Genomic DNA, 24,448 nt, shown 5'->3' with positions numbered 1-24,448 from the left:
CCCTCTCCCACCAGGGGAGAGGGATAAGAACGAGGGGATAGCGATTTGATCGCGCATCGCCGACTCCATGAGCCCTTCCCTCAATGAAAATCCCGGGACTTGGGCATGGGGTTCACGTTGCGCGGATGCCTTGCGGTCGATGTCTCGTAATTGGCCGGGCGGTGGTCGCGGGTCGGGCGCTTGACCTCGTCGGCGTGGGCGTGCGCGGGTTCCAGACCGTCGTCGGTCTTTGAACCCACGTCCGGCTTCAGCTCCAGCAGCCAGGGGGTAAGGTCGATGAGTTCCTCGGCGACCACGTGGATCACCAGGCCCTCGCGCTGCAGCCGGCCGCGCACGCCCAGCATGCCGGCCTTGAGGATGATGGAGCGGTGACGCTCGAAGACGTCGGGCCAGACGATGGCGTTGGCGGTGCCGGTCTCGTCCTCCAGGGTCGCGAAGATCACCCCCTTGGCGCTGCCCGGGCGCTGGCGCACCAGCACCAGCCCGGCGATCTTCACCTGCCTGTCGACCGGCAGCTCGGACAACTGCATCGTCTCCACCATGCCCTCGGCCGCCAGGCGCTCGCGCAGGAAGGCCAGGGGATGGGCCTTCAGGGAGAGGCGCAGGGCGCGGTAGTCGTCCACCACATGCTCGCTCAGCGCCATCTCCGGCAGGGTGACGGCGGGCTCCTGCCCAAGTTCCTCCGATGCATCTTTTTCTTCTTCTTGAAAAGCAAAGAGCGGCAACTGTTCGGCGCGCTTGCGCTCCCCCGGCAGGCGTTTCACCGCCCAGAGCGCCTCGCGCCGCGCCAGCCCCATGGAGCGGTAGGCGTCGGCGCGGGCCAGCGCCTCCAACGTGAGAGGCCTCAAGGCGGCACGGCGCCAGAGCGCCAGGGGCTCGGCGTAACCGGCCCCCCGGTTGTCCATGATCGCCTGCGCCTCCTCCTCCCCCAGGCCCTTCACCTGCCGCAGGCCCAGACGCAGGGCGAAGCCGTCTCCATCCGCGGCCGGCTCCAGGCTGCAGTCCCAGTCGCTGGCGTTCACATCCGGCGCGCGGATCTCCACCCCGTGCTCGCGGGCGTCGCGGACGATCTGCGCCGGGGCGTAAAAGCCCATGGGCTGGCTGTTCAGCAGTGCCGCGGCGAAGACCGCGGGATAGTAGTGCTTCATCCAGGCGGAGACGTAGACCAGCAGCGCGAAACTGGCGGCGTGGCTTTCGGGAAAGCCGTAGGTGCCGAAGCCTTCGATCTGCTTGAAGCAGCGCTCGGCGAAGGCCGGGTCGTAGCCGCGCGCCGCCATGCCGTCGATGAACTTGCGGCGGAAGGTGTGGATGGTGCCGACGCGCCGGAAGGTGGCCATGGCGCGGCGCAGGCGGTCGGCCTCGGCCGGCTCGAAACCGGCGGCGACGATGGCGATCTGCATGGCCTGCTCCTGGAACAGCGGCACGCCCATGGTCTTCTCCAGGACGCGGCGCAGCTCTTCGGAAGGATAGTCCACCGGCTCCAGACCCTGGCGGCGGCGCAGGTAGGGATGCACCATGTCGCCCTGGATCGGCCCGGGGCGCACGATCGCCACCTCGATCACCAGGTCGTAGAACTTGGCGGGCCTGAGGCGCGGCAGCATGGACATCTGGGCGCGGCTTTCCACCTGGAAGACGCCGATGGTGTCGGCGCGCGAGAGCATGCCGTAGACTTCCGGGTCCTCGGCGGGCACGGAGGCGAGGGTGAAGTCCGGCCCGTAGTGCTGTTTGATCATGGCGAAGCCCTTGCGCAGGCAGGTCAGCATGCCAAGCGCCAGGATGTCGACCTTGAGGATGCCGAGCACGTCGAGGTCGTCCTTGTCCCACTCGATCACCGTGCGGTCCTCCATGGCCGCGTTCTCGATGGGCACCACCTCCGAGAGGGGCGTCTGGGTCATGACGAAGCCGCCGACGTGCTGGGAGAGGTGGCGGGGAAAACCGATCAGCTCGTGCACCAGCGCCAGCGCCTGGCCGAGACGGCGGTCCGTGGGGTCGAGGCCCAGTTCGCGCACCGCCTTGTCCTCCACTCCCTCCTGGCTCCAGCCCCAGATGGCGCCGGCCAGGGCGGCGATGGTGTCGGCGGAAAGCCCCATCACCTTGCCCACCTCGCGCATCGCCCCGCGTGAGCGGTAGCAGATCACCGTGGCGGTCAGCGCCGTGCGCTCCCGCCCGTACTTCGCGTAGATGTACTGCATCACCTCTTCGCGGCGCTCGTGCTCGAAGTCGACGTCGATGTCAGGCGGCTCGCGGCGCTCGGCGGAAACGAAACGCTCGAACAGCAGGTCCATGCGCGCCGGGTCCACCTCGGTGATGCCCAGGCAGAAACAGACCGCGGAGTTGGCCGCCGAGCCGCGGCCCTGGCAGAGGATGTCCTGGGAGCGGGCGAAGCGCACCACGTCCTCCACGGTGAGGAAGTAGGGCGCGTAGTCAAGCTGGGCGATGAGGTTCAGTTCGTGGCGGACGGCCTTCTCGACCTCGGGCGGTATGCCTTCCGGATAACGCTCCTTGGGATAACGTCCTTGCGCGCCGATCCATGTCAGGTGTTCCAGTTCCTGCTGCGGCGTGCGGCCCTCGCGGGTCAGCTCCTCCGGGTAGTCGTGGCGCAGTTCGTCGAGGGAGAAGCGGCAGCGCCGGGCGATCGCCAGGGTGTTGGCCAGCGCTTCGGGTGTGTGGCGGAAGAGATGGGCCATCTCCGCAGGCGTCTTCAGATGGCGCTCGGCATTGGCCTGCAGGCGATACCCGGCCTCGTCGATGGTGCAGTGCTCGCGGATGCAGGTCACCACGTCGAGCAGGGGCTTGCGCTCGGGCGCGTGCAGGCAGACGTCGTTGCAGGCGGCCAGCGGCACGCCGGCCTCCCGCGCCAGCGCCGCCAAGGCCTGCAGCCGCCTCGCATCGCGGCCGCCGTAGAGGGCGCGGGCGCCCAGGAACACATCGCCCGGGAAGGTGTCGGCAAGGGCGCGCAGGCGCGCCGCGACGGCCTCCACTGCGCCGTCCTCGGGCGGCAACACGACGAAGACCTGGCCTGCGCCGTGAGCGATCATCTCTTCGAAGGAGAAACGGCAGCCACCCTTCTCGGCCCGCCGCTTGCCCAGGGTGAGCAGGCGGCAGAGCCGTCCGTAGGCGGCGCGGTCGCGCGGGAAGCAGAGTACGTCGGGCTCTTTCTCCGGCCCCTCTGCTTCCTCAGGGGCTTCCGGAATGAGCCGCGCGCCGACCAGAAGCGGAAGACCCACCTCCCGCGCCGCCGCATGGGCGCGCACCGCCCCGGCCAGGGAATTGCGGTCGGTGATCGCCAGCGCCGGCAGCCCCAGCGCCGCCGCCCCCAGCACCAGCTCCTCCGGATGGGAGCCGGAACGCAGGAAGGAATAGTTGCTGGTCACCTCCAGCGGGACGTAGAGCGGAGAAGGCTGGGTCATGGTCTCCGCGTCATCGTTTCCGGCTTTTACCCTCACACGGGGTCTCACCCCCACCCCATCCCTCCCCCATCAAGGGGGAGGGGGTTTTGGAGCAGGCTCATCCTTCCTTCCTCTCTGTAAAAAGACGAGCGGCTGAGGCAGTCTTTGTGTTCCCCCTCCCCCCTTGTGGGGGAGGGTTGGGGTGGGGGGTCTGGCGCCACAGCGCAAGATCAGCCATGAGGGCTCCCCCGCTCCCGCCGCGCCGCATCCCTGTCAGAACCGGCCGCATCTCGAATGGCCTCCAGCACAGCTTCCAGATTCTCCCCGATCTCGCTGTTCCAGAAGCGCAGGACGCGAAAGCCGCGCGCCTCAAGCCACTGCATGCGTACCGTATCCTCCTGCTGGCGACCGGCGTGCTGGCCGCCGTCGAGCTCGATCACCAGGCGGGCGTCGTAACAGGCGAAGTCGACGATGAAGCGCCCGAGCGGAACCTGGCGGCGGAAGCGCAGACCGTCGATCTGGCGCCGCCGCAGCGCCGCCCAGAGCGTCCGTTCCGCATCGGTCATCTGTCTTCGCAGAGCGCGCGCGTTCTTCGAGGCCATCGATCAAGCTCTTCCTGAAAGAACGAGGGTCACCCCCTCCCCATCCCTCCCCCATCAAGGGGGAGGGGGTTTCTGTGCAGGCTCACTCTTTCTTCTTCTCTCCAAGGAGACGAACGGGCCAAAGCAGGCCCGACAATTTCCCCTCTCCGAAAGCAATCGCCCTCCTCCCCTACAACGGTCCCCCTCCCCCCTTGTGGGGGAGGGATGGGGTGGGGGGCTGCCGCCACCGCCCGATGTATGGTCTTCATGACTCTTCTCTGCTCCTGCTCTCCAAACTCCACCGCCCTCACCCGAACAATCCGTGCAGGAACCAGTCGCCGGCGCTGCGGTAGAGCCAGTAGCGGCGGCCGTCGCGGTCCTCGACGCGGAAGTAGTCGCGCGGCGGCTCGTCGCCCAGCTTGGGATCGATCTGCCACCACTCGCCCAGCAGGCGCTCCGGCCCCTCGGCGCGCACCACCTCGTGCAGCACGCGGCGCCAGCGGAACTGGGCCGGCGGATGGTCGGGCAGCAGGGCGACCACCTGCACCGGCTCCGGGCGCGGCAGCAGGCGCAGGGGGCGCAGCGCCGCCTTGGGAGTCCTGGTCCAGCCTTCATCGTCTTGCGGGGCTGTCTTTTCCGGACCCCTCTTCTCTGAGACCGTCTCCTCGACGGCGGCGAGGGCGAAGGCGCGTTCCGGCAGGTGGCTTTCGCGGGGCTGCGGTCGGCGCACGGCGGCGAGGCCGAGGCGGCTGCCGAGGCGGTCGACGAGGTCGGGCAGGTCTTCAGCACCGTCGGGCGCGCCGTCGGGTGCAGCGGCGGGGGCACTCCCGGAGGGCACAGGCGGCGGCGCAGCGGGCGCCTCTGTTTTTGAAGACCCGGCTTTTGCAGACTCCTTCGGCGCGCCCGCTTCCCTCTGCGGTTCCGTTCGAGGGGCCCCCGCTTGAGGCGCGACCGGCAGGCTCATCTGGCGCGCGCCCAGGGGGTCGCTGCGGCCGGCGGCCAGGGTCATCACCTCAATGCCGAAGCCGGGGTCGATTTCGGCCAGGCGCTCGGTGAAGAGGCGGCGCAGGTGTCTGGCCTCGCGGCTCGCCCGGCTGGTGCCGAGGGAGAGGCTCTGCAGGCTGCCGTCGCAGCGGTAGGCGGTGAGGTCGAGGCGCCGCGCCCCGCGCCCAGCCAGCGCCAGCTCGCGGCAGAGCCGCGGCAGCAGCGCATCGAGGCTGCGGGCGATGTCTTCGGCATCGCTGATGGGCTCGGCGAAGATCTGGCGCACCAGATGGGCCGGCGGCGGCCGGCGCGGCGACAGCGCCTCGGCCTCCTGCCCCAGGGCCTGGGCGAGGCGGCGCGCCGCCAGCGGCCCGAAGCGCGGCGTCATGACGGCCGATGTCAGGGGATAGAGATCCTCGATGCGCCGCAGGCCCAGGCGGTCCATCACCTCGACGACGGAGTCCGGCAGGCGCAGGGCCCCCGGCGGCAGGGCGGCGATGGCGGCGCGCTGGCTGCCCGGCATGACGACAACGCAGGGGTGCGCGGGGGAAGCGGCGAAGCGCGCCATGGCCCAGGCGGCGCCGATGGTGTCGGCCATGGCCACGCGGGCCGCATAGCCGAAGGCGGCGAGCCGCGCCTGCAGGTCCTCCAGCAGGGTCGCCTCGCCGCCGAAGAGGTGGCAGCAGCCGGAAACGTCGAGCAGGATGCCGGCGCCGCCGCCGGGCCCGCGCCCCTCCCCCTCCGCGGTGGAGCAGGGCGCGGTCCAGGGGCTGTAGCGGCCGCACCAGGCGGCGAGGCGCGCGATGGCGCGGGCGTCGGCCTCGGGCTCGTGGGGTGCGGTGACGAGACCGGGCAGCAGGGCGCGGGCCTCGGCCAGGGGCAGGCCGGGGGTAAGGCCGCCGGCCTGCGCCGCCGCGTTCACCGCCGCGAGGCCGAGTTGTCCGCGCTCCGCCGTCACCAGCGCCAGCGGGCGCTGATCTTCACCGGAGGACTCGTCAGCCGGCCTGCCGGAAGGCGAGAAGCCCGGCTGTCCGAGACTCGGCCTTTCGAGGCTCGCGCCCCACTGCCGGCTGAGTCTTTGCCGGCGGGCCCTTTGCCAGCGGTCGGTCGCAAAGCGCGGGAGCCAGAGAGAAACCACACGCCGCATCGTTCCACTCCACCTGCCATGATCCCGGCGCCGCGCCGCGGCAGCGCAGGAGGTCCAGCCGCCAGCGCGGGCGGCCAATGAATGCCGTATCTGTCTCGTCGTGCGACTGTGCCGCCGTCACGCGCCAGCGGCTGAGGGCGGCGCTGGCCTCGCGCCCGCGCCGGCGCGGCCGGAAGCGGCGGTGCAGGGCGAAGGCGGTGACGCCGCCCGCCCCATTCTTCAAAGACTCTTCGGCGGCCAGTTGCAGGCGCCGCCCGGCGAGGCGGTCGAGGCCCTCGACCTCCCCCACCACGGCGGCGAGGCGGCGGCAGCGCAGCCCCTCCTCCATCGCCCAGAAGAGGTCGGCCTCGTTGCGGGCGCGCACCAGCACCAGGCGGCCGGGGTCGAGCCCGCGGGCGGCCAGCGCCGGCGGATAGAGATCGCCCCAGCGCGAGACCCAGAGGATGTCCCCGGCGCCGGGGAAGCGGGCCTGGTGGCGCGCCAGCAGGGCGAGGCAGAATCCCAGCGTCACCCCGTCGTCCCACTCGGCGCGCTCGCCCTCGATCTCGTGCAGCGCCCCCAGCGGCAGCCCGCCGCCGGGCAAGGCGTCGTCCAGGGCGGCAAGGCCGAGGGGCAGCACCGGCCGCGCCCGGCCCGAAACACCGCCCGGCCCCTCTTCGATCTGCCGCACCCGCGCCCGCAGCGCCGTAAGCCCGGCCCGCGCGCCGGCCGCCGAACCATGCCGGAGCCCCGGAGTCGCTGGTGTCCCGGAGAGCCCGGAAGCCCCCGAGAGTCCAGAAACCCCGGAGCGCCCCGGAAACCGGGAGACCCCGAGCGGTTCCGGCGCCCCAGCCTCCCGGCCTTTTGCGCGCAGAGCAGGTGCCATATCCGGCCCCTCAACCTAGAGATTACGGTGGTATTTGTTCTTGTTTTGTTCTACATCGCCCTAGGCAGAGAGTCAAGGTTGGGGGGCGGAAGCGGCCGGATTGAGTGGGCATCTGTCCCGATGGCGGCCTTGCGCCTCGTACCCCCAGGCGTTTTGCCGAAATGCAGCCGCTCGGGTATAACCCGGGGATGAATATCTACGGCTTCGACCACATCGTGCTTTGCGTGCGCAGCGTGGAGGCGACGCTTGAATTCTATCAGCGTGTCCTGGGTCTGGAGGCGCGCGAGGAACGGGCCGGCAAGTGGTCGCTTCATTTCGGATCGAACAAGATCAGCGTCCAGGATGCGGACAGCCTGCCCCAACTCGCCGAGAGGACGGTGCCGGGCAGCGGCAATTTCTGCGTCCTGACCGAGATGCCGATGGAAGAGGTGATCGCCCGGCTTCGCACGCATGACGTGGAGATCGTCGAGGGGCCCGCGGAGAAAGCCGGCGCGGTCGGGAAGCTGATGTCGGTCTATTTCCGCGATCCCGACGCCAACCTCGTCGAAGTCAGCAACAGGATTTCCTGACGCCCGACCCGGCGCACTTCGAGCCTTCGGGGGGCACGTTGCAGACAGGAGCGGCTGCATGCTGAGCTACATCAGGGTTGGTGCCAACGATACCGCGCTCTCGGGGCGTTTCTACACGGCCATCCTGACCCCGCTGGGCTACAGGAAAGAGGAAGTGCCGGAAGGTATTGAATTCACCTTTCCGGACCGGCCCGGCCGGTCCCCCGGCCCCGCCGCGGTATACGTGGCGAAGCCATACGACGGGAAGGAGGCGACCGTCGGCAACGGCTCCATGACGGCCTTCCAAGCCGAGACGCACGAGATGGTCCGCACCCTTCACGCCGCTGGTCTTCAGGCGGGCGGCTCCGACGAGGGCGCTCCCGGCTTCCGGGCCCAATACGGCGATCGCTTCTATGTCGGATATCTCCGCGACCCCCTGGGCAACAAGATCGCGATCTTCTCTGTGAACCCGGCGGAGGGCGTTCGGGGCCGCTGACTATGGGACGGCATGGATATGACACGACGGAAAGCGACATGCAGATGCGGGCAACTCACTGCGGTCTGTGAAGGCGAACCGGTCCGTGTGTCCGTCTGCCACTGTCTCGAATGCCAGAAGCGCAGCGGCAGTGCTTTTGCCGCGCAAGCCCGTTGGCCGGATGAAAAGGTGACGATTTCCGGCGAATCGGTCGTTTGGGAACGCGTTGCCGACAGCGGTCACCGCGCGACATACAGATTCTGCCCCGTTTGCGGATCGACACTGGCCTATGTCATCGAGGGATGGCCGGGTGTAACCGCCATTCCCGTCGGCGCTTTCGCCGATCCGGATTTCCCCAGGCCCAACTTTTCCGTCTACGAGCACAGGAAACACTGCTGGACAGAGGTCCTCGGAGAGGACGTCGCCCACTCATCCGACCCCGGTATCGCGCCGACACAAGGCGGGCAGCCGGGGGCAGCGCAGGACTAGCGCGGATCTGCTCCAGCGCCGCGGCGGCGTTCGATTGAACAGCGGCGTCCCGGCACCCCCAATCCTTGACGCCCCCCCAATCCTTGACGCCCCGGTCCCTTGACGCCCCCGGTTCCTTGACGCCGGGTTTGAACCTCCCTAGCCTCTGACCCGTTGCTGTAGGGCGCATCGGCCTGCGGGCCGGAGGGGCATTGCCCGCCTACGCCGGAGTCCCATCAAGAAACGCGCCCATGCCGAACATCGAAAACCTCAGAAAGCAGGCCAAGCTGTACCTGCGGTGGCACCGTGAAGGGTACGTCCCTGTCGCGGCGCAGATCAGCCGCTTCCTGGCCCGGTACCGGGGCCTGTCCGACAGGGAGGTGCTGTGCGCCGCTTTCAGGCTCAGCGACGCGCAGGAGCTTGTCGCCAGAAAGCACGGTTTCGAGACCTGGCCGGCGCTCATGAAAGGCATCGCAACAATGACGGCATCCGCAGCCTCCCCTGCCCGCAGGCCGACGATCCTGGCGGCCGAACCGCAGCTCTTCGTCTCCGACATGGAGCGTGCCTGCCGGTTCTATGGCGAAAAGCTCGGGTTCAGGACCGGGGTCTCCTACGGCGACCCGCCGTTCTACGCCCAGGTCCATCGCGATGGAGCACGCCTGAACCTGCGGAAGGTCGGCGGGCCGGTGTTCGACAGCGGGTTCCGGACCCGGGAGCGCGACGCCCTTTCCGCGACGCTGACGCTCGACGATGCCAAGCCGCTCTTCCTGGAGTTCCGGGAAGCAGAGGTCCCCTTTCACCAGACCCTGAAAACCGAGCCATGGGGCGCCCGCACCTTCATCGTGCAGGACCCGGACGGCAACCTGATCTGCTTCGCGGGCGGTGCGGGCTAGTCCGCCTTGCGCCGGGTTCCGGTGATGGTTCCCCGGCCCTTTGCGCACAGAGCAGGTGCCATATCGGCCCCTCGATCTAGGCAGAGAGTCGAGGTTGGGGAGATCAGCTATCCATCAACAGTGGTGATCTTTAACCAACGATAAAACACGCCACATCTATTGGGCACTTCTACTAAAGGTATCACTAACACTCAAAAAGCGATAAACCTTCATAGTTCACAACAAAGCCATATGCCCTAAATGAACGAAGTCTCAGCATCAATAAAACTGCGCCCGACCCGCATTGGATTCCTTGTACGGCCGACGGACACAGCATCGATCCGCAAGATCATGCAAGCCTGCACTTGCCTCTGGGGAGGAGTATTCAATCCGATCATCCCTGTGTTCCGGATCTCACCAGAGGAGTGGAGACCAGAACACCCCTATGAGCAAATGTCAGGTCTCGCCATTACCAAGGGCTACATCAGTTTCTACGAACCGGACGTCTATGTGGAATCTGAGCAGGGGCTTCTGGAGAGAGCGGGACTTAGCGCAATCCGCACCAAACACACAGTAACTGAGAACGTGGTATCTCTAAAAGCATTCCTACAGCCAGACAAAGATCGCAAATGGTCCGAGCCACAATACGGACTCGGAATCACTGATGTCTTCCGACACATTTATCAATCTGAGCGAAAATTCAAGCTCAGAGACGAAAAACCCTCCATCCAAGTAAAGACTGATCCAAGCAACTGCCTTGTCGAAGCAGTCTTCGGAGCATACCCAAAGCAGTCAAGCACGGGCTACATCGCGAAAGGATACAAGGATGTATTCGCCCCCAGAGAGATGAAGCCTGATCCGAAAAGCTGGCTTGAAGTGTTCAAACGAAACGCCTTAACGCCTCTGGGGCTAACTCAGTACAAACTGGAGCGGACACGGTATTGGTATCATGACCCTGTGGTTTTTATCTTCGACCCACAAAAGCCAACAGATCTAATCGACTGCTGGAACCTTCGTTTGGAACCAAATCCAATACTACCAGTACCGATCGAATGGTTCGACAGCCTAGCCGGCGACATAAGGTCATTTCTAGAAGCCGAGCACCGACCAATAAAGGGAAAGCCGTCTGATGCTATGCACCACGCTACGGTCGAATTTGCTCGTACAATTGACGATCAGAGAAGAAAACAAATCACGGATCATCTCTCAAGGGGTCTTCAGAAAGGCGCTCTAGTTGTCAAAGACTGGAGAACACCAATCTGGAAACAGCATACAAATGACATGGTGCATCAAGATAGACGAATGGAAGTCATTGCCGGTGAGCAGCAAAACCGCCTCACGATCAACGAAGGGAACGAACTAACCATCAGCTTTCAAGCTCTATCTCCAGAGTTCGCATCACGTTTCTCGCATTCCAAAGCTCGTTGGATGAACGTAGTAAACGTAGACAGATTTGGATTGCGAGACTTCGCGAGCGTTTTGCCTTTCAACCTGTTCGACAGGAAATGGCCTCGGTTAAGCTGGGGTCTAAATCAAGTAACAGTTGGCAGCGAAGGCTGGGTGTTCGCGCAGGACCACAAGAACTGGAACCAAACGGTCACTCTGCTCACAAAGGAAGACGCAATCATCGGATCGCTAGCGAAGCTTGAAATCGACGCCAAGCTGTCTGATCCAGGTCATGTTGCACGACAAATGATTGAGCACCTAGGAGGATTAAGGGGGGTGCAACTCCTTGCTGACCAGGACACTCTGATCCTGCTCAACAAGATGGCCGGCGGAGTGCGTAGAAAGAGCAATAAAGTTGACGAGGTCGAAGAGACGTTCGAACTCCGTAGCGCACCGGTTAAGACGTGGGAAGACCTCATATCAAAACGTAATAGTAACCAAAAACGCTTGCCTATCGATTTGAACGAATTCACAAAGAGAAACGTTATCCGTTTGGGCCTAGAGACAACTTGCCCACAATGCCTAGCAAAAAACTGGCACAGTCTCACTGCGGTCGACTACAGCATAACCTGCGATAGATGCTTGAACGAGTATGAGTTCCCTCAAACTGGGCCTCACCAGAAAGTCCGTAACTGGTCTTATAGAGTCTTAGGCCCCTTCTCAGTTCCAGATTTCGGTCGCGGTGCCTACAGCGCACTCCTGACGCTCAAGTTCCTCAAGGAGTTTGCTGGCTCACATAGCGAAATGACATTCTCAACCGCCATGAACCTCGTGATTGGTGACGCCAGTGTGGAATCCGATTTTATTGCGCTATGGAGAGACGAAAAAATAGATTGGGGAGTCCCACCACAACTAGTGTTTGGAGAAGCAAAGTCCGTTGGCCAGGGTGACCTCATAAAGCCTGACGATATAGAGAAACTGCGGGCGATTGGAGAGAGAGTTCCAAATGCGGTTTTGGTGGTATCGGTTCTGCGCGATCAATTCAATGCGTCGGAAAAAAGAATCCTAACGAAGTTTGCAAAGTGGTGCCGCAGATCTAACGGCGAAGGGCAACCAACAAATCATCTCGTCTTGCTAACCAGTCTTGAGCTACACATGGACTTCAGCCTTAAACGCACTTGGACTGAACTGGGAGAGCCATATTCGAACTTCGCCGATTACCACCAAACCAAAAACCTTCATCGTCTAGCGGAGTCAACCCAGCAGATATACTTGGACCTACCATCGTACTACGATTGGCGAGCAGCAATTTGGAAAAAGCGGAATGCTGCCAAAAAGAAAGCTGCTAAAAAGAACAGTTAGCGTGCAGAAGAAGCTACGGCATCCTCTTCACTGATCATACAGCGCACAAAGCGCGTTGCTGACGCTGTCTTTTGTCACTCTTCCATCTTTCCTATCCGCTCAGATACTCGCGCCGGCAGTTTACGCTTTCGATGATGTACCTGACGAATCAGCGCTCGAAGTCTTAAACAGTCTTAGCTGTGTGGCAGTATTATTTCATGTCGGTGGCATTTCATTGCTGGCGATGGGACCTCCTACGTCTACTTCCGCAATCTGACACCAACGCCTTTGGTCTTCGTTTCGGGGAGGAATTCGATGCCGGCGGCTTCGAGGGCTTCGCGGATGGTGGCGCGGTTGCTCGGGTGGGGAAGTCGGACACCACCTTCGAAACGGGCGATGGTATCTGATGCGATGCCAACGGCCTCGGCGAGGTCCGCTTGTGTCCAGTCTAGAAGGGCGCGGGCGGCGCGGCACTGCTCAGGGGTGAGACTCATCGCACTCTCTATTCACAAACCAATTGACGGGCCAATGCTGGCCTGATACCAATTTCAAGGTGTCGAAAAATTCGACACTTTGAAATTCACGCTAGCGGCGCGAGAAGGTGTTTGCACCACCGACTCGCGCCTGACCATACCCCGACTTCCAAGGAGTCAGGCCATGGCTGCTTCGGCTTGTAACACAGATTCTCTTCCCTCCGGAAACGCGGCGCAACACGAACTGACCGGCGTGCAGTGCCGGGCGGCGCGGGCGCTGCTGCTGTGGAGCCAGGAGGACCTTGCCCGCCGCGCGCGGGTCAGCGCCGTCACCATCCGCACCTTCGAGCGCGGCCAGGGCAGCATCCGCCCCGCCACCGCGCGCCTGCTGCGCCTCGTCTTCGAGACGGCGGGGGTGGAGATGGTCGGCGGCGGCGATGGGGCGGGCGGCGATGGGGAGCGCGGCGATGGGAAGAACGGGGGCGGTTCCGGCGAGGGAGCGGGTAAGGGCCCCGGTGTGCGGCTCGCCCGTCCGGTTCCGAGATAGGCTGGGTCGGGGGTCACCCCCACCCCATCCCTCCCCCATCGAAGGGGAGGGGGAAAAAGATAGGGGAGCGGGAACGGAGGGGGTCGTCCCCTCGCCCAGCGCCCGGATCACCCGACGCCGCGTCCCTCCAGATAGCCGCCCAGGTGCTTGTCGCTTTCGATGATGTGGCTGATCAGCCAGCGCTTGAGGAACGCGGTGATTTCCGGGCCGATGTCGGTGCCGGCCAGGTGGTCGCTGCGGAACTGGCGGATCTCGTCCAGGAGGGCTTCGTGGACGCGGGCGTGGTGGCCGGCCTCAGGGTAGTGCTCGCGCGCCATGATCTCCTCCTCGCTGCGGAAGTGGGCCTCGGTGCGCGCGATCAGTTCGTCCAGCTTCAGGGTGACGGCGCCGTGGTCGGCGGGCCCGGCCACCGCGGCGGTGAGCGCGTTCAGCAGGTCGATGAGGGCGCGGTGGTCGCCGTCGATCGCCGTCACCCCGACACTGAGGTTCGGGCTCCAGTGGATGACGGAAGTATCGGTCGTGTCGGGGTCGGTCGGGGACATGATACTGCCCTCCCTTGCGCGCTATGGAGACGGCGGAAAGGATCAGTCTAGCGCCGGGGAGGCCGGGGGGATTTGATCCGGGTCAAGAGGGCGTGGGGTGGCGGGCGGCAGCGGTGTTCCCCCCTCACCCAGTTATCCCCCTCACCCAGCTCCGGCTAGGCTCACCATTCGGTTCGCCAAGCCTGCGCAACCCTCTCCCACGGAGGGGAGAGGGATAACACGTTGGGGAGAGGGAACAAAAAGCAGGGGCGAGGCATCTGTTGTTCCCCCTCCCCCTCGATGGGGGAGGGATGGGGTGGGGGTGAGAACCCGGTGAGGGGGACCCGTGCGCCGGCACACTCAAATCCGCTACCGCTTCACGCGCGCTTCTTCAAGTGATAGGTGAGCGCGCTGCGGATCAGCAGCGTCAGTTCTTCCCGCGGCAGGGCGGCGCCTTCGTCGAAGCGGACGGCGCGGTTGCCCTCGTAGGCGAAGGCGTCGGGAAAGAGGCTGCGGAAGTCCGAAACGATCGTGGTCTGGCAGTGGGCGTAGAGGGCGAAGCCGCCGTCCTTCGGCAGGCCCAGGCGCAGCGTCGAGCCGGCCTTGGTCTCCGGCGTCAGGTAGGCGGGCTGGCCCCACTTCAGGGTCTCTTCCAGCGCGCCGACGCCGGGGGTCGCCGCGGCCGTCTCGAAGATCAGCGCGCGCAGCGCCAGCAGGCCCCGGCGCGCCGGCTGCGGGAAGGCGGCGAAGGCGGCCTCCACGTTACGGTCTTTGAATGGCGGCTTGCCTGTGATCGTCTTTGCGGCGGGCATGGCTTCCTATCGATGGGCCCGGAGCGACCCTCCCGTGCGGCCCTCCTATTGTGCAAGGGCAGCTTACCCCCCAGGGCACCTTACTCCCAGGCCAGCTTACCCAAAGACCGCCGCGCCCGAAACCGCGGCTCCTTGGGGGTAGGACGCAACACGGCCCCTCGCCCGGCGGCGCGCGATGGTGTAAACACCTCCCACGTTTTGGCCCAGGGGTGGGACCAGCGATGACGGGGGCCGGATGACGGGGAACCGGCAGCGGTGCCCCGGATCTTGTCAGGAGTTCCCTCCCCATGCCCAGCCTGAGAGACCTTGCCTTCCTGGGGTGCCGCCTGCTGGCGCTCCTCGCCCTGTTCCGCATCCTCGACACCTTCGACATCTCGATCTCCGAGGTTCTGCGCCTGCGCGCCGACCCGCTTGCGGCGCAGTACCTGGGGCCCGGCTACCTGCTCTGGCCGATCGCGGTGGCTGCAGCCAACATCGCCGTCTTCCTGTTCCTCTGGTACGGGGCGGCGTCGCTCTCGGGCCGCATGGTGGGCGGGCGCCTGACCGCCACGCCCCAGGGAGAGAGCGAACACCCGGTCTGGTCGCGCGGCGGCCTGCTGGCGCTGGCGGTCACGCTGGTCGGCCTGGTGCTGCTGGCGCGCGCGCTGCCGGACGCGGTGATGCTGGTCTATGCCGCCCTCTTCCAGGGCTTCACCGATGTGCGCGGGTTCCTGGGGCTGGCCACCAGCCTGGGCATCGGCGCGCTCTGCCTGCTGGCCAGCGGCCGCGTCATCGCCCTGCTCGACCGCTACCGGATCGACGGGACCGCCAAGGCCAGCACGACGAACGCCGGGACGACGACGAGCAGCGGCGACGACGGATGACAGCATCCCGCTAATCGAGAACCGCGACCGCGTCGACCTCGAAGAGCATGCCGTCGAGGGCGAGGCGCGGCACCGGCACCAGGGTCTGGGCGGGAAGCTGGCGCCCGAAGGTCTGCTTCACGTGATAGGTCATCACGGCGAGCAGGCCGGGGGCGTAGTCCACCACGTAGGTGGTGATCTTGGTGACCTGATCCGGCTGCGCGCCGACGGCTTCCAGCGCGCGCCGCAGGTTGGCGTAGGCCTGGGCCACCTGGGCGGCGAAGTCGGGCGGCAGCGCGCCGGCGGCGTCCTCCCCGCCCTGGCCGGCGATGAAGGCCAGGCGCGAACCGCCGGCGGCCACCACCGCATGGCTGAAGCCGTTGGGCGCCGGGTCGAAGAGGCCCTTGGGATTGACGACCGTCAGCGCGACGCCTCCGGACGTTTTTGCTGTGGCAGGTTTCGCCGCGTCGGGTTTTTCGGCGTCGGCGGGAACCGGGTTTGACGTGAGCACGGTCATGGCTGCAAGAACTCCTGCAAGGAGGTGGGGGGCAAAGAGGTGGCGGCTGCGAAGAAGACGCGGAGGGAAGTGCGGCATCAGGCTTGACCCTTTCTGTGTGCGTGTCGGCGGCGCACCCTTCGAGACGCTTGCTGCGCAAGCTCCTCAGGGTGAGGCAGTCTCTTTGGAGGCGATCTCGGCCCTCATCCTGAGGAGGCCCGCAGGGCCGTCTCGAAGGATGCGTTCAGGGGACCGGCCCTCCTGGACCGTCACGGTCCTACTGAATCGTCACCGGGCGCAGGGCGGCGAGCTTCTCCGGGTTGCGCAGGACAAAGATGCCGGTCGCCCGCCCCTCGGGGTCGTAGGCGAAGGTCACCGCGGCGACGGTGCGGCCGTCCTGTTCCATCAGGAAGGCGCGGGTGCCGTTGAGGATCACCGGGCGCCAGTCCTGGCCGGCCCAGAGGCGCGGCAGCGCCCTGCCGACGAAGTGCATCACCGCGTCGCGGCCCTGCAGCACCCGGCCCAGCGCCGGGACCTTGCCGCCGCCGTCGGCGGAAAGGCGGATGTCGTCGGCCAAGAGGGCGGCCAGCGGTCCCGTCGCCCCCTCCTCCACCGCCGCGCGGAAGGCGGCGAGCAGGCGGTCCTGCCGCTCCGCCGGGGTACGGTGGCGCACCTGCGCCTGCTCGACATGGTCCTTTGCGCGGGACACCAGCTTGCGGCAGGCGGCCTCCTTCAGGTCCAGGGCGGCGGCGATCTCGCCGTAAGGCCGGTCGAAAACCTCGCGCAACAGGAAGGCCGCCCGCTCCTTGGGCGTCAGGCGCTCCAGCATCAGGAGGAAGGCGGTGGTGAGGGAGGCGGCGAGTTCCGGCCCCTCCCCGACGTCACCCTCCCCAATTGCACTTTCTGGCGGCAGCGCCGTCTGCACCGGCTCCGGCAGCCAGGCGCCGACGTAGCTGACCCGGGTCCGCTGCGCGGCGCGCAGCAGATCCAGACAGCGCCGGGTGCAGACCGTCGTCAGCCAGGCGGCCGGCGTGTCGATGTCCGCCCGCTCCGCGTCAGCCCACTTCACAAAGGTGTCCTGCACCGCGTCCTCGGCATCGGCCAGCGACCCCAGGATACGGTAGGCGAGCCCCAGCAGGCGCGGGCGCGCCTCCTCGAAGACAGCCGCCGCCGCGGGCTCTATGGAGAGGTCCTTGGTCATCGCGTCACTGTGCATCATGAAGCCGCCTTAATGCCGGGAAATGTTGATGCGGTTCCACAGGTTGATCATGGCGACGGCGGCGGTCAGCACGCCGATCTCCGGATCGGTGAAGACCTTGCGCAGGCGCGCGCGCAGGGGTGCCAGGTCGGCCTTGGGATCGAGGTCGGTCAGCGCTTCGGTCCAGGCGAAGGCCGCCTTCTCGCGTTCGCTGAAGTCGTCCACCTGGTCCCAGACGACCACACGGTCCAGCCGCTCGCCGGTCTCGCCGTCCTGGCGGGCCTCGCGGGTGTGCATCTCCACGCAGAAGCCGCAGCGGTTGATCTGCGAGGCGCGGAGCTGCACGAGGTGATGCAGGCTGCGCTCCAGCCCCGTCCCGGCGATGACCGTGTTCAGCCCGACCATGGCCTTGAGGATTTCGGGGACATCCTTCTGGTAGTCGAGGGGGGTTTCGCTTTCAGGCGTATCGTTCGGGTGGCGGCTGCCGTCCATTGCTGCGTCCTTTCATTCGGGGGTGCGTTCGTCTGACACCCTCTTGACGAACGGCGGCGGCGGTTTGTGACACGGCAGCGGCCACTTTCTTCGCATCCTGCCCGTTGCCCCAACGAAAGGCATAGGCCCTTAATCCTCATTGCACGCAGGCTCCGCCGCCCCCATCCTGTTCCCCTGAACAGCAAGGAATGGAGGAAAGGCCATGATACGGCGCAGGCTCCTTTTCGGCGTTCTGTCTCTCGGCGTTCTCGGCTTGACGGCCTTGCCGGTCAGCGGCCCCACGCAGGCGGTGTCGCAAAAGCCGCCCGAGGAAAGCGGCCCGCCGGCGCATCTGCAGACCGGCAGCGACATCTACATGGAAGACGCCTTCAAGGCGTTCGACGCGCATCTGGCGGCCTGCAGCGCCAGTTCGGGCTACGATCCGGACAAGGCCGCGGATCTGGGCACCTACGACGTCGCGCCCGGGGAAGACGCCTGGGCCACCTGCGCCTACGAGGGCGTCGACAAGATCCTGATTCCCGATACCCGCGCGCCGGAGCTCTACCGCGCCCTTGTCGAGCGCCACAAGGACCTGACGGCGCAGCTTCGCCAGCAGAAGGTCACCCGTGCCGAGCGCCGCGCGCTGATCGAGACCATGGTCCTGAGGATCCAGTTTCAGGAAGCCCGCGTGCTGAGCGACACCGAGTTGGAGGCCCTGCGCCAGACCGAAACCAAGGAAGACGACTGGCTGCGCCGCCAGGTCGACAGCCTGCGCGGCTTCAAGTAGCCGCAGGACCAGAGGCGACCCTCTCCTGCCCTCCGCCGAAGAGAAGGAAAGGCAACCGCGGCGAAAGGGTCAGGAGGCCTGGGCCTTCTCCTTCGCCGCCCTGGCGCGGGCGAGGCTTTCCGCCGGCCAGACTTCCCTGCGGCTGTAGTACTCCGGAAAAGCCGGCACGCCTTCAGGCAGAATCACCCAGGGCTGCTTTGAGGCAGTAAAGACGTGGATCTCCGGCGGCAGGCGGTCGGGATCGTCCAGGGTGCCGACGCGCAGGAACTTGAGTACATCGCCGGCCCCGGCATAGTGGCTCCAGAGCGCGACCCTGCAGTCAGGGCAACGGACGATCCGCTGGCCCTTGCCGCTCTCCGAGGGCGTTAGGACCGTCTCCGGTGCGCCTTTGAGAACCGCCACGCTGTCGGACTCGATCATCGCATTGATGACGAAGGCCGAGCCGGTCTCGCGCTGGCACCAGCGGCAGTGACAACAGTGCACCACGATCGGCCTGTCGGTCATGCGGTAGCGCACCGCGCCGCAGGCACAGCCGCCTTCCAAAGCAAAGTCTTCCGCTGCGGTCATGTCCGAACTCCCTTTGCAAGGATACGGCGACAAGCAAGATGGCACCGGTTGCCCCGGACGTCACCCATCAGGCAGCACCGGCGGCCGATGGTCCTCCTCAGCCTCCCTCTCCCCCGAGGGGAGAGGGAGGGTTGCAGGGGATTCGGATCAGGCGCTGCGGTACGGCGGTCCGGCCTTGCGCATCAGCGCGTTGTAGTCGCGCAGGATCTGCACCACGCGGGCGTTGCGCTCGCTTTCCGCCGCGACCTCGTCCCAGAACTCGACGGCGGCGTCCTCCACCGTCTTCCACTCCTCGTCGGGAATGGAGGTCAGCTTCATCTTGTCGCCCTGCACGCGCAGCTTGGCTTCGCCGCCCCAGTACCAGTGCTGGCGGTAGTAGTGCGAGGAGTCCATGCAGAGCCGGAAGAGCTCCTGCAGGTGGGCGGGCAGTTCGTTCCAGCGCTCCTCGTTGGCGAAGTAGGAGCCGCACCAGGCGCCGGAGATGTTGTTGGTGAGGAAGTAGTTGGTCACATCGGCCCAGCCCACCGTGTAGTCCTCGGTGATGCCCGACCAGGCGATGCCGTCCAACTCGCCGGTCTGCACGGCGACCTCGATATCCTCCCAGGGCAGAGTCACCGGCACCACGCCGAAGCGCGCGAGGAAACGCCCGGCTGTGGGGAAGGTGAAGACCCGCTTGCCCCTCAGGTCGTCCAGACTGCTGATCGGATCGACGGTGGCGAAGTGGCAGGGGTCCCAGGCGCCGGCCGAGAGCCACTTGACGTTCTCCACCTCGCCGTAGGCCTCCTCCCAGATTTCCCGCAGGCCCCACTCGTTGAACAGCACGGGGACATCCAGGGAGTAGCGCGTGGCGAAGGGGAAGTAGCCGCCGAAGACCGAGATGTCGACCGGCGCGGCAATGGAGTCGTCGTCGCTCTGCACCGCGTCGACGGTGCCGCGCTGCATGGCGCGGAACAGCTCGCCGGTCGGCACAAGCTGGTCGGAGAAGTAGAGCTCGATCTCCATCTCGCCGTTGGCGACCTTGTTGAAGGCGTCGATGGAGGGCTTGATCACGTGTTCGGCCAGGGCCGGCCCGGCATAGGTCTGCAGGCGCCAGGTGATCTTGCTCTGCGCCTTGACGTAGGGCGCGGAGAGCGTGGTCGCGCCCACCGCCGCCGTCGTGGCCACGCCCGCGTTCTTGAGGAACTCACGTCTGTTCTTTTTCATCGCAACGCACTCCCTTGTTCTTCGGTTCGGATTGGTTGTTACGGGTTTGCTCTTCAATGACCGCGATGCGGGCCTTCACCCCCTCAGCCTGTAGAGTTCCGGCAGCCACAGCGCGATCTGCGGGAAGGCCATGACGATGATCAGTCCGAGGATCATCACCGCAACGAAGGGGATGATGGAGCGGTAGATATCCATCAGCGAGACTTCCGGCGGCGCCATGGCGCGCATCAGGAAGAGGTTGTAGCCGAAGGGCGGCGTCATATAGGCGATCTGGCAGGTGATGGTGTAGAGCACGCCGTACCAGATGAGATCGAAGCCCAGTGCGCCGACCAGCGGCACATAAAGCGGCGCGACGATCACCAGCATCGCCGTGTCGTCGAGGAAGGTGCCCATGAGCAGATAGGAGATCTGCATCATGATGAGGATCTCCCAGGGGCTGAGGCCGAGGCGGTCGAGGAAGAACCCTTCGATCGCCTTGACCGCGCCCAGCCCGTCGAAGACCGCGCCGAAGCAGAGCGCAGCGAGGATGATCCACATGAACATGCAGGAGATGGCGAGCGTCTTGCGCAGCGTCTCCGCCATCACGCGGCGGTTCAGGCGGCGCTTGAAGAGCGCCGCCAGGGTCGCCGCCAGCGCGCCGACGGCCGAGCTTTCCGTCAGGTTGGTGACGCCCATCAGGAACAGGCCGGTCATGGAAAAGAAGATGAACAGCGGCAGCAGGCCGGCACGCAGCAGGGCGAGCTTCTCGCGCCAGGGCACCGCGCGCTCGTCCTCCGAAAGGGCCGGCCCCAGATGCGGCTGCAGCCGGCAGCGGACGACGATGTAAAGAATGAACAGTCCGGCCATCATGAGGCCGGGCAGGACGCCGGCCAGCCAGAGCTGGCCCACCGGCTGGCGCGCAATCATGCCGTAGAGCACCAGGACGACGCTGGGGGGCACCAATATGCCAAGGGAGGAGCCGGCCTGGATGACCCCGGTCACCATGATCTTGTCGTAACCGCGGCGCAGCAGTTCCGGCAGGGCGATGCTGGCCCCGATGGCCATGCCGGCGACGCTGAGGCCGTTCATCGCCGAGATCGCCACCATCAGGCCGATGGTGCCGATGGCAAGCCCGCCGTTCAGCGGCCCGAACCAGACATGGAACATCTTGTAGAGATCGTTGGCGATGCCCGATTCCGACAGCATGTAGCCCATGTAGATGAACAGGGGCAGGGTCAGCAGCGGATACCACTTCATCAGCTTCATGGCGGCGGAGAACGCGATCTCCGACCCTCCGTCCCCCCAGAGCAGCAGCGCCGCAATGGTTGCGACGAAGCCGATCGCGGCGAAGACGCGCTGGCCGGTCAGCAGCATCAGCATCATCGAGGAGAACATAAGGACGGCGATGACTTCGTAGCTCATGCGCGGGCTTCCCCGCTCCGCTCCGCGGCTTGTTCCCCCTGCCCCTCAGTTGCGCCGCCGCCCGTTTCACCGGGCGTTCCAACGGGCGTTCCACCGGGCGTTCCACCGGGCCGGCCGCCGGGCGGGGCCGTCAGGTCTTCGCCGCGCAGCTTTGCGATGTCCTTGATCAGCGTCGAAACGGCCTGCAGCAGCATGAGGAAGATCCCGAGGCTCATCACCAGCTTGATCGGCGCCATGTAGGGCCGCCAGGCCGAGTAGCTGCGCTCCCCGTATTCCAGGGCATAGCTGGTGCTGGAATAGGCTCCGTAAAGCAGCAGCACGAGATAGAAGATCAGAAAAACGATCGTGAAGGCATCGACCCAGGTCTTGGTGCGGTCAGACCACGAGCCGTAGAGCAGGTCCATGCGTACATGCGCGCCCAGTTGCATCGAATAACCGCCGCCGAGCAGGAAATAGGCGACCATCAGGAACTGCGCCATCTCCAGCGTCCAGAGCGAGGGCAGGAAGAAGGTCTTGGAGACGGAGGACCAGAGCAGAACCCCCATCATCGCGAAGATCAGCAGCATCACGGCGCGGCCGATCCAGAGATTCACGCCGTCCACCACCCGGACATAGGTCTTCAGGGCCTTAGGCATGGTCCGCCCCGCCCTCCAAGCCTCCGGTCCGCGGCGCAGGAAGCAGTCTCATCGGCCCACGCTCCGGCGACCTGTGCCATGGTTCACCGTCGACAAAGCCTGCATAAGGCACTCAGCCAGCCATGCGGCCATTGCAGCCTGCGCGTCGCTGTCGGCGATCAGGTCGCTGCGCACCTCGATCATCACGTTCAGCAGCGACAGCGGAAGGGCATGCTCGACAAGGGTGTGGGTCACCTCGTCTGCTGGGCCATAGGGCTCGTTCAGGCGGGCATCGAACTGCCCGCTGTCCCGGGCTCTGCGCAGCACGGCCTCCGCCAACCGGCTGTCGGTATCGCAGACCACCCCGATGTCGACGCTGCGTTTGACGCCACGGTAGACCGGCGTGAAGGAATGCACGGTGACCAGAACCGGCGGCCTGCCCTCCGCGCACCTGCTGCGCAGGTGATCGGCAACCGCCGTGCGAAACGGCATATAGATCCGGTCTACGCGCTCCTGGCGCTGCGCTGCTGTCAGTTCGCTGTTGCCGGGGATCGGATAGATCTCGCTGACTTCGGGAATTGCGGCGGCAGATTCCGGCGGGCGATTGCAGTCGTAAACCAGGCGGGAGACGCGCTGCGCGATCATCGGCGCGTCCAAGGCCAGGGCCAGCGCCTCGGCGACGCCGCGTGCACCGGAATCCCAGGCGATGTGGGTCTGCAGCAACGAGGCACTGAGACCAAGGTTGCCGAGCGTCAGCGGCACATGGTTTGCCGCGTGCTCGCAAACGACCAGAAAATCGCCATGGCCGCCAACGTTGACCTGCTCGACAACATCGAGATCGCCGAGGAGCCCAAGCGAACCGTCATCCGTCGCTTGCAGCTTCGCCGCCAAGAATGCCCCCTGTAATTCTTTCTTGCGGTACTTCTTTCTTATGGCGCCATCCTTTCAGACCGGTTTTTCCTGTCAAGCGAGATTCTGAAAAATTCTCTTCATCAAGCATTTTTCTGGCGTATCCTCTTCAGTCACACCGATGGACGCGCAATGCGCCCTGTAACAAGAAGCATCAACAAGAAGCATCTGCCAACAAGACGCATTTACAGGGACGGATGACCAAAACCGGAAAGGGCAGAAGCCGCAGGACGGCACCCGGCAAGCGGGCGGCACCCCGGGGGCGCAACGGCAAGCCGCGCGAGGGGCAACGCCAGCATCTGACGGTCGCCGAGCGCATTCGCGGGCGCTTTGAAACACTCACGCGCGCGGAACGGCAGCTGGCCAACACAATGCTGGCAAACTACCCGGTTTCGGGTCTCGGCAGCATCACCGCGGTTTCGGAAGCCGCCGGCGTCTCGACGCCGACCGTCGCCCGGATGGCAAAAAAACTCGGCTTCGCGGGGTTTCCCGAACTGCAGTCCGCCCTCCGCGCGGAAGTCGAAGCGACGATATCGAACCCCATCGCCAAGCACGACCGCTGGGCCGAGAGCGCTCCGGACACCCATATCCTGAACCGCTTCGCCGATGTGGTGCTCGAAAACCTCCGCCAGACCCTGAAACAGCTGAACCCGGAGGAGTTCAGCCGCGTTGCCGACCTGCTCGCGGATCGCGAGCGCGCCGTTCATGTGGTTGGCGGGCGCCTCACACGATCCCTCGCGGACTACTTCTTCACCCACATGCAGGTGATCCGCGCCGGCATGACCTTGATCGCCTCAAATGCAAACGCCTGGCCGCACTACGTGCTGAACATGAAGGCCGGGGACATCCTGGTCGCTTTCGATATCCGCCGTTACGAGCACGACATTCTGCGGCTGGTGGAAATGGCGCGGGCGCGCGGCGTGATCGTGATCCTTTTCACCGACCAATGGGGCTCGCCGGCCGCCAAGGAAGCCAGCCACAGCTTTCATTCGCGGATCGAGGCGCCCTCGGCCTGGGACTCGTCGGTGGTCACGCTTTTTGTCGTGGAGGCCCTGATCGCGGCGGTGCAGAACGAGACCTGGGCGGAAACCAAGGGACGCATGAAGGCGCTGGAAGACCTCTTCGACCAGACAAAGCTGTTTCGCAAGTTCGTCTGACAGGGTGATCGCGCAGGGGAAACCGCTCAGGGGAAACCCCGGCCGTCCGTGCCGCATCCTTCGCCGGCAACGCCATTCGCAAACAAACGGTTTTCCGCCATCCCGCGCAGAGCCGGACAGGGCGGTGGCCCGCACAACCCTGTTGCGGCCCTGCGGCGATTCTGCAAGACGCCGACGCAGGAATGAACCGCTGTCGGTCTTGGCGTCCAGAGCCTTGGGTTCGGGGCCTTGGGTTCGGGGCTTGAAGCCCAAGGAAAGTCGTCTCAGGATGCGGCCTGGACCGCACTAAACTCAATGATCACTTGGCTTTGGCCCGGTCCCGCAAGGCAGCGGGGCGACGACCCCGGGGGTTTCCGGGTCTCTTCGCGGAGGGTTCGTCGATCCGCCTAGAGGG

Annotated in this window: 25 protein-coding genes; 9 read left to right on the top strand and 16 right to left on the bottom strand. The window is 65.5% G+C overall.

Annotation, left to right across the window (positions count from 1 at the left end):
* Positions 1 to 80: 80 nt before the first annotated feature.
* From ACO06P_RS21140 to ACO06P_RS21125, 4 genes are all read right to left on the bottom strand, one after another.
* A complete protein-coding gene (locus tag ACO06P_RS21140) occupies positions 81 to 3,410 on the bottom strand; it encodes an error-prone DNA polymerase (RefSeq protein ID WP_420347207.1) in 3,330 nt (1,109 codons plus the stop codon).
* A gap of 209 nt (positions 3,411 to 3,619) precedes the next feature.
* Entirely contained in the window at positions 3,620 to 3,991 is a 372-nt protein-coding gene (locus ACO06P_RS21135; protein WP_420347206.1) for an endonuclease domain-containing protein, read from the bottom strand.
* Between the two features lie 286 nt (positions 3,992 to 4,277).
* Complete coding sequence (locus ACO06P_RS21130; RefSeq protein ID WP_421938149.1) at positions 4,278 to 5,912, bottom strand: Y-family DNA polymerase; 1,635 nt, start codon at positions 5,910 to 5,912, stop codon at positions 4,278 to 4,280.
* A gap of 37 nt (positions 5,913 to 5,949) precedes the next feature.
* Complete coding sequence (locus ACO06P_RS21125) at positions 5,950 to 6,771, bottom strand: ImuA family protein (RefSeq protein WP_420347205.1); 822 nt, start codon at positions 6,769 to 6,771, stop codon at positions 5,950 to 5,952.
* A gap of 383 nt (positions 6,772 to 7,154) precedes the next feature.
* Between ACO06P_RS21125 and ACO06P_RS21120 the strand changes: the two genes are divergently transcribed.
* The 5 genes from ACO06P_RS21120 to ACO06P_RS21100 all read left to right on the top strand — a co-directional run bounded on the left by ACO06P_RS21120 (position 7,155) and on the right by ACO06P_RS21100 (position 12,077).
* A complete protein-coding gene (locus ACO06P_RS21120; RefSeq protein WP_420347204.1) occupies positions 7,155 to 7,535 on the top strand; it encodes a VOC family protein in 381 nt (126 codons plus the stop codon).
* A 58-nt stretch (positions 7,536 to 7,593) separates the two neighbouring features.
* Complete coding sequence (locus ACO06P_RS21115) at positions 7,594 to 8,010, top strand: VOC family protein (protein WP_420347203.1); 417 nt, start codon at positions 7,594 to 7,596, stop codon at positions 8,008 to 8,010.
* A 12-nt stretch (positions 8,011 to 8,022) separates the two neighbouring features.
* Entirely contained in the window at positions 8,023 to 8,478 is a 456-nt protein-coding gene (locus ACO06P_RS21110; protein WP_420347202.1) for a GFA family protein, read from the top strand.
* Positions 8,479 to 8,669: 191 nt separating this feature from the next.
* Complete coding sequence (locus ACO06P_RS21105) at positions 8,670 to 9,350, top strand: bleomycin resistance protein (protein WP_420347201.1); 681 nt, start codon at positions 8,670 to 8,672, stop codon at positions 9,348 to 9,350.
* Between the two features lie 240 nt (positions 9,351 to 9,590).
* Complete coding sequence (locus tag ACO06P_RS21100; protein WP_420347200.1) at positions 9,591 to 12,077, top strand: hypothetical protein; 2,487 nt, start codon at positions 9,591 to 9,593, stop codon at positions 12,075 to 12,077.
* A gap of 239 nt (positions 12,078 to 12,316) precedes the next feature.
* Here the strand turns inward: ACO06P_RS21100 and ACO06P_RS21095 are convergent, their stop codons facing one another.
* On the bottom strand, positions 12,317 to 12,550 hold the full coding sequence (locus ACO06P_RS21095; protein WP_420347199.1) for a helix-turn-helix domain-containing protein: 234 nt from the start codon (positions 12,548 to 12,550) through the stop codon (positions 12,317 to 12,319).
* Between the two features lie 163 nt (positions 12,551 to 12,713).
* Here ACO06P_RS21095 and ACO06P_RS21090 point away from each other — a divergent pair, with 163 nt between their 5' ends.
* Complete coding sequence (locus ACO06P_RS21090; RefSeq protein WP_420347198.1) at positions 12,714 to 13,076, top strand: helix-turn-helix domain-containing protein; 363 nt, start codon at positions 12,714 to 12,716, stop codon at positions 13,074 to 13,076.
* A gap of 107 nt (positions 13,077 to 13,183) precedes the next feature.
* Here the strand turns inward: ACO06P_RS21090 and ACO06P_RS21085 are convergent, their stop codons facing one another.
* Both ACO06P_RS21085 and ACO06P_RS21080 read right to left on the bottom strand, forming a co-directional pair.
* A complete protein-coding gene (locus ACO06P_RS21085; protein ID WP_420347197.1) occupies positions 13,184 to 13,618 on the bottom strand; it encodes a bacteriohemerythrin in 435 nt (144 codons plus the stop codon).
* Between the two features lie 356 nt (positions 13,619 to 13,974).
* Entirely contained in the window at positions 13,975 to 14,409 is a 435-nt protein-coding gene (locus tag ACO06P_RS21080) for a DUF1801 domain-containing protein (RefSeq protein WP_420347196.1), read from the bottom strand.
* A 287-nt stretch (positions 14,410 to 14,696) separates the two neighbouring features.
* Between ACO06P_RS21080 and ACO06P_RS21075 the strand changes: the two genes are divergently transcribed.
* Entirely contained in the window at positions 14,697 to 15,272 is a 576-nt protein-coding gene (locus ACO06P_RS21075; protein WP_420347195.1) for a hypothetical protein, read from the top strand.
* 10 nt (positions 15,273 to 15,282) lie between these two features.
* On the opposite strand, the gene ACO06P_RS21070 is transcribed toward ACO06P_RS21075, so the two are convergent.
* From ACO06P_RS21070 to ACO06P_RS21060, 3 genes are all read right to left on the bottom strand, one after another.
* Positions 15,283 to 15,768, bottom strand: a complete 486-nt coding sequence (locus ACO06P_RS21070) for a RidA family protein (protein ID WP_420347194.1) — start codon at positions 15,766 to 15,768, stop codon at positions 15,283 to 15,285.
* A 256-nt stretch (positions 15,769 to 16,024) separates the two neighbouring features.
* Positions 16,025 to 16,966 (bottom strand): RNA polymerase sigma factor SigJ, encoded by a 942-nt coding sequence (gene sigJ, locus ACO06P_RS21065; protein ID WP_420347193.1) that lies wholly within the window; start codon positions 16,964 to 16,966, stop codon positions 16,025 to 16,027.
* A gap of 9 nt (positions 16,967 to 16,975) precedes the next feature.
* The gene (locus ACO06P_RS21060) at positions 16,976 to 17,437 is read right to left on the bottom strand and encodes a carboxymuconolactone decarboxylase family protein (RefSeq protein ID WP_420347192.1); all 462 of its coding nucleotides are present in this window, start codon (positions 17,435 to 17,437) and stop codon (positions 16,976 to 16,978) included.
* 202 nt (positions 17,438 to 17,639) lie between these two features.
* On the opposite strand from ACO06P_RS21060, the gene ACO06P_RS21055 reads away from it, so the two are divergent.
* Positions 17,640 to 18,203, top strand: a complete 564-nt coding sequence (locus ACO06P_RS21055; protein WP_420347191.1) for a hypothetical protein — start codon at positions 17,640 to 17,642, stop codon at positions 18,201 to 18,203.
* Between the two features lie 69 nt (positions 18,204 to 18,272).
* Here ACO06P_RS21055 and ACO06P_RS21050 read toward each other — a convergent pair whose 3' ends face one another.
* The 6 genes from ACO06P_RS21050 to ACO06P_RS21025 form a co-directional block, all read right to left on the bottom strand.
* Entirely contained in the window at positions 18,273 to 18,770 is a 498-nt protein-coding gene (locus ACO06P_RS21050) for a GFA family protein (protein WP_420347190.1), read from the bottom strand.
* Between the two features lie 147 nt (positions 18,771 to 18,917).
* Complete coding sequence (locus ACO06P_RS21045) at positions 18,918 to 19,973, bottom strand: TRAP transporter substrate-binding protein (protein ID WP_420347189.1); 1,056 nt, start codon at positions 19,971 to 19,973, stop codon at positions 18,918 to 18,920.
* A 75-nt stretch (positions 19,974 to 20,048) separates the two neighbouring features.
* On the bottom strand, positions 20,049 to 21,374 hold the full coding sequence (locus ACO06P_RS21040; protein WP_420347188.1) for a TRAP transporter large permease: 1,326 nt from the start codon (positions 21,372 to 21,374) through the stop codon (positions 20,049 to 20,051).
* Complete coding sequence (locus ACO06P_RS21035; RefSeq protein ID WP_420347187.1) at positions 21,371 to 22,009, bottom strand: TRAP transporter small permease subunit; 639 nt, start codon at positions 22,007 to 22,009, stop codon at positions 21,371 to 21,373. The genes ACO06P_RS21040 and ACO06P_RS21035 overlap by 4 nt, the downstream gene beginning before the upstream one ends.
* A gap of 48 nt (positions 22,010 to 22,057) precedes the next feature.
* The gene (locus ACO06P_RS21030; protein WP_420347186.1) at positions 22,058 to 22,879 is read right to left on the bottom strand and encodes an N-formylglutamate amidohydrolase; all 822 of its coding nucleotides are present in this window, start codon (positions 22,877 to 22,879) and stop codon (positions 22,058 to 22,060) included.
* Positions 22,851 to 22,988 carry a hypothetical protein gene (locus tag ACO06P_RS21025; protein ID WP_420347185.1) on the bottom strand — a complete coding sequence of 46 codons (138 nt, stop codon included), beginning with the start codon at positions 22,986 to 22,988 and terminating at the stop codon, positions 22,851 to 22,853. Before ACO06P_RS21025 ends, ACO06P_RS21030 begins: the two co-directional genes overlap by 29 nt.
* Before the next feature lie 106 nt (positions 22,989 to 23,094).
* Between ACO06P_RS21025 and ACO06P_RS21020 the strand changes: the two genes are divergently transcribed.
* Positions 23,095 to 24,054 carry a MurR/RpiR family transcriptional regulator gene (locus ACO06P_RS21020; protein ID WP_420347184.1) on the top strand — a complete coding sequence of 320 codons (960 nt, stop codon included), beginning with the start codon at positions 23,095 to 23,097 and terminating at the stop codon, positions 24,052 to 24,054.
* The last annotated feature ends 394 nt before the right edge of the window (positions 24,055 to 24,448 follow it).

It is taken from the genome of Pelagibius sp., assembly GCF_965227505.1.
Taxonomy (GTDB): Bacteria; Pseudomonadota; Alphaproteobacteria; order Kiloniellales; family Kiloniellaceae; genus Pelagibius.
This window is presented reverse-complemented; position numbering and strand designations above follow the sequence as displayed.

What these genes read in the sequence shown, in the direction of transcription:
- sigJ (WP_420347193.1), bottom strand. Translation starts at nt 16,966, where the DNA reads ATGATGCACAGTGACGCGATGACCAAGGACCTCTCCATAGAGCCCGCG.
- ACO06P_RS21050 (WP_420347190.1), bottom strand. Translation starts at nt 18,770, where the DNA reads ATGACCGCAGCGGAAGACTTTGCTTTGGAAGGCGGCTGTGCCTGCGGC.
- ACO06P_RS21135 (WP_420347206.1), bottom strand. Translation starts at nt 3,991, where the DNA reads ATGGCCTCGAAGAACGCGCGCGCTCTGCGAAGACAGATGACCGATGCG.
- ACO06P_RS21020 (WP_420347184.1), top strand. Translation starts at nt 23,095, where the DNA reads ATGACCAAAACCGGAAAGGGCAGAAGCCGCAGGACGGCACCCGGCAAG.
- ACO06P_RS21025 (WP_420347185.1), bottom strand. Translation starts at nt 22,988, where the DNA reads ATGCTTGATGAAGAGAATTTTTCAGAATCTCGCTTGACAGGAAAAACC.
- ACO06P_RS21080 (WP_420347196.1), bottom strand. Translation starts at nt 14,409, where the DNA reads ATGCCCGCCGCAAAGACGATCACAGGCAAGCCGCCATTCAAAGACCGT.
- ACO06P_RS21095 (WP_420347199.1), bottom strand. Translation starts at nt 12,550, where the DNA reads ATGAGTCTCACCCCTGAGCAGTGCCGCGCCGCCCGCGCCCTTCTAGAC.
- ACO06P_RS21085 (WP_420347197.1), bottom strand. Translation starts at nt 13,618, where the DNA reads ATGTCCCCGACCGACCCCGACACGACCGATACTTCCGTCATCCACTGG.
- ACO06P_RS21035 (WP_420347187.1), bottom strand. Translation starts at nt 22,009, where the DNA reads ATGCCTAAGGCCCTGAAGACCTATGTCCGGGTGGTGGACGGCGTGAAT.
- ACO06P_RS21060 (WP_420347192.1), bottom strand. Translation starts at nt 17,437, where the DNA reads ATGGACGGCAGCCGCCACCCGAACGATACGCCTGAAAGCGAAACCCCC.
- ACO06P_RS21070 (WP_420347194.1), bottom strand. Translation starts at nt 15,768, where the DNA reads ATGACCGTGCTCACGTCAAACCCGGTTCCCGCCGACGCCGAAAAACCC.
- ACO06P_RS21090 (WP_420347198.1), top strand. Translation starts at nt 12,714, where the DNA reads ATGGCTGCTTCGGCTTGTAACACAGATTCTCTTCCCTCCGGAAACGCG.
- ACO06P_RS21120 (WP_420347204.1), top strand. Translation starts at nt 7,155, where the DNA reads ATGAATATCTACGGCTTCGACCACATCGTGCTTTGCGTGCGCAGCGTG.
- ACO06P_RS21100 (WP_420347200.1), top strand. Translation starts at nt 9,591, where the DNA reads ATGAACGAAGTCTCAGCATCAATAAAACTGCGCCCGACCCGCATTGGA.
- ACO06P_RS21045 (WP_420347189.1), bottom strand. Translation starts at nt 19,973, where the DNA reads ATGAAAAAGAACAGACGTGAGTTCCTCAAGAACGCGGGCGTGGCCACG.
- ACO06P_RS21075 (WP_420347195.1), top strand. Translation starts at nt 14,697, where the DNA reads ATGCCCAGCCTGAGAGACCTTGCCTTCCTGGGGTGCCGCCTGCTGGCG.
- ACO06P_RS21140 (WP_420347207.1), bottom strand. Translation starts at nt 3,410, where the DNA reads ATGACCCAGCCTTCTCCGCTCTACGTCCCGCTGGAGGTGACCAGCAAC.
- ACO06P_RS21055 (WP_420347191.1), top strand. Translation starts at nt 17,640, where the DNA reads ATGATACGGCGCAGGCTCCTTTTCGGCGTTCTGTCTCTCGGCGTTCTC.
- ACO06P_RS21115 (WP_420347203.1), top strand. Translation starts at nt 7,594, where the DNA reads ATGCTGAGCTACATCAGGGTTGGTGCCAACGATACCGCGCTCTCGGGG.
- ACO06P_RS21040 (WP_420347188.1), bottom strand. Translation starts at nt 21,374, where the DNA reads ATGAGCTACGAAGTCATCGCCGTCCTTATGTTCTCCTCGATGATGCTG.
- ACO06P_RS21110 (WP_420347202.1), top strand. Translation starts at nt 8,023, where the DNA reads ATGGATATGACACGACGGAAAGCGACATGCAGATGCGGGCAACTCACT.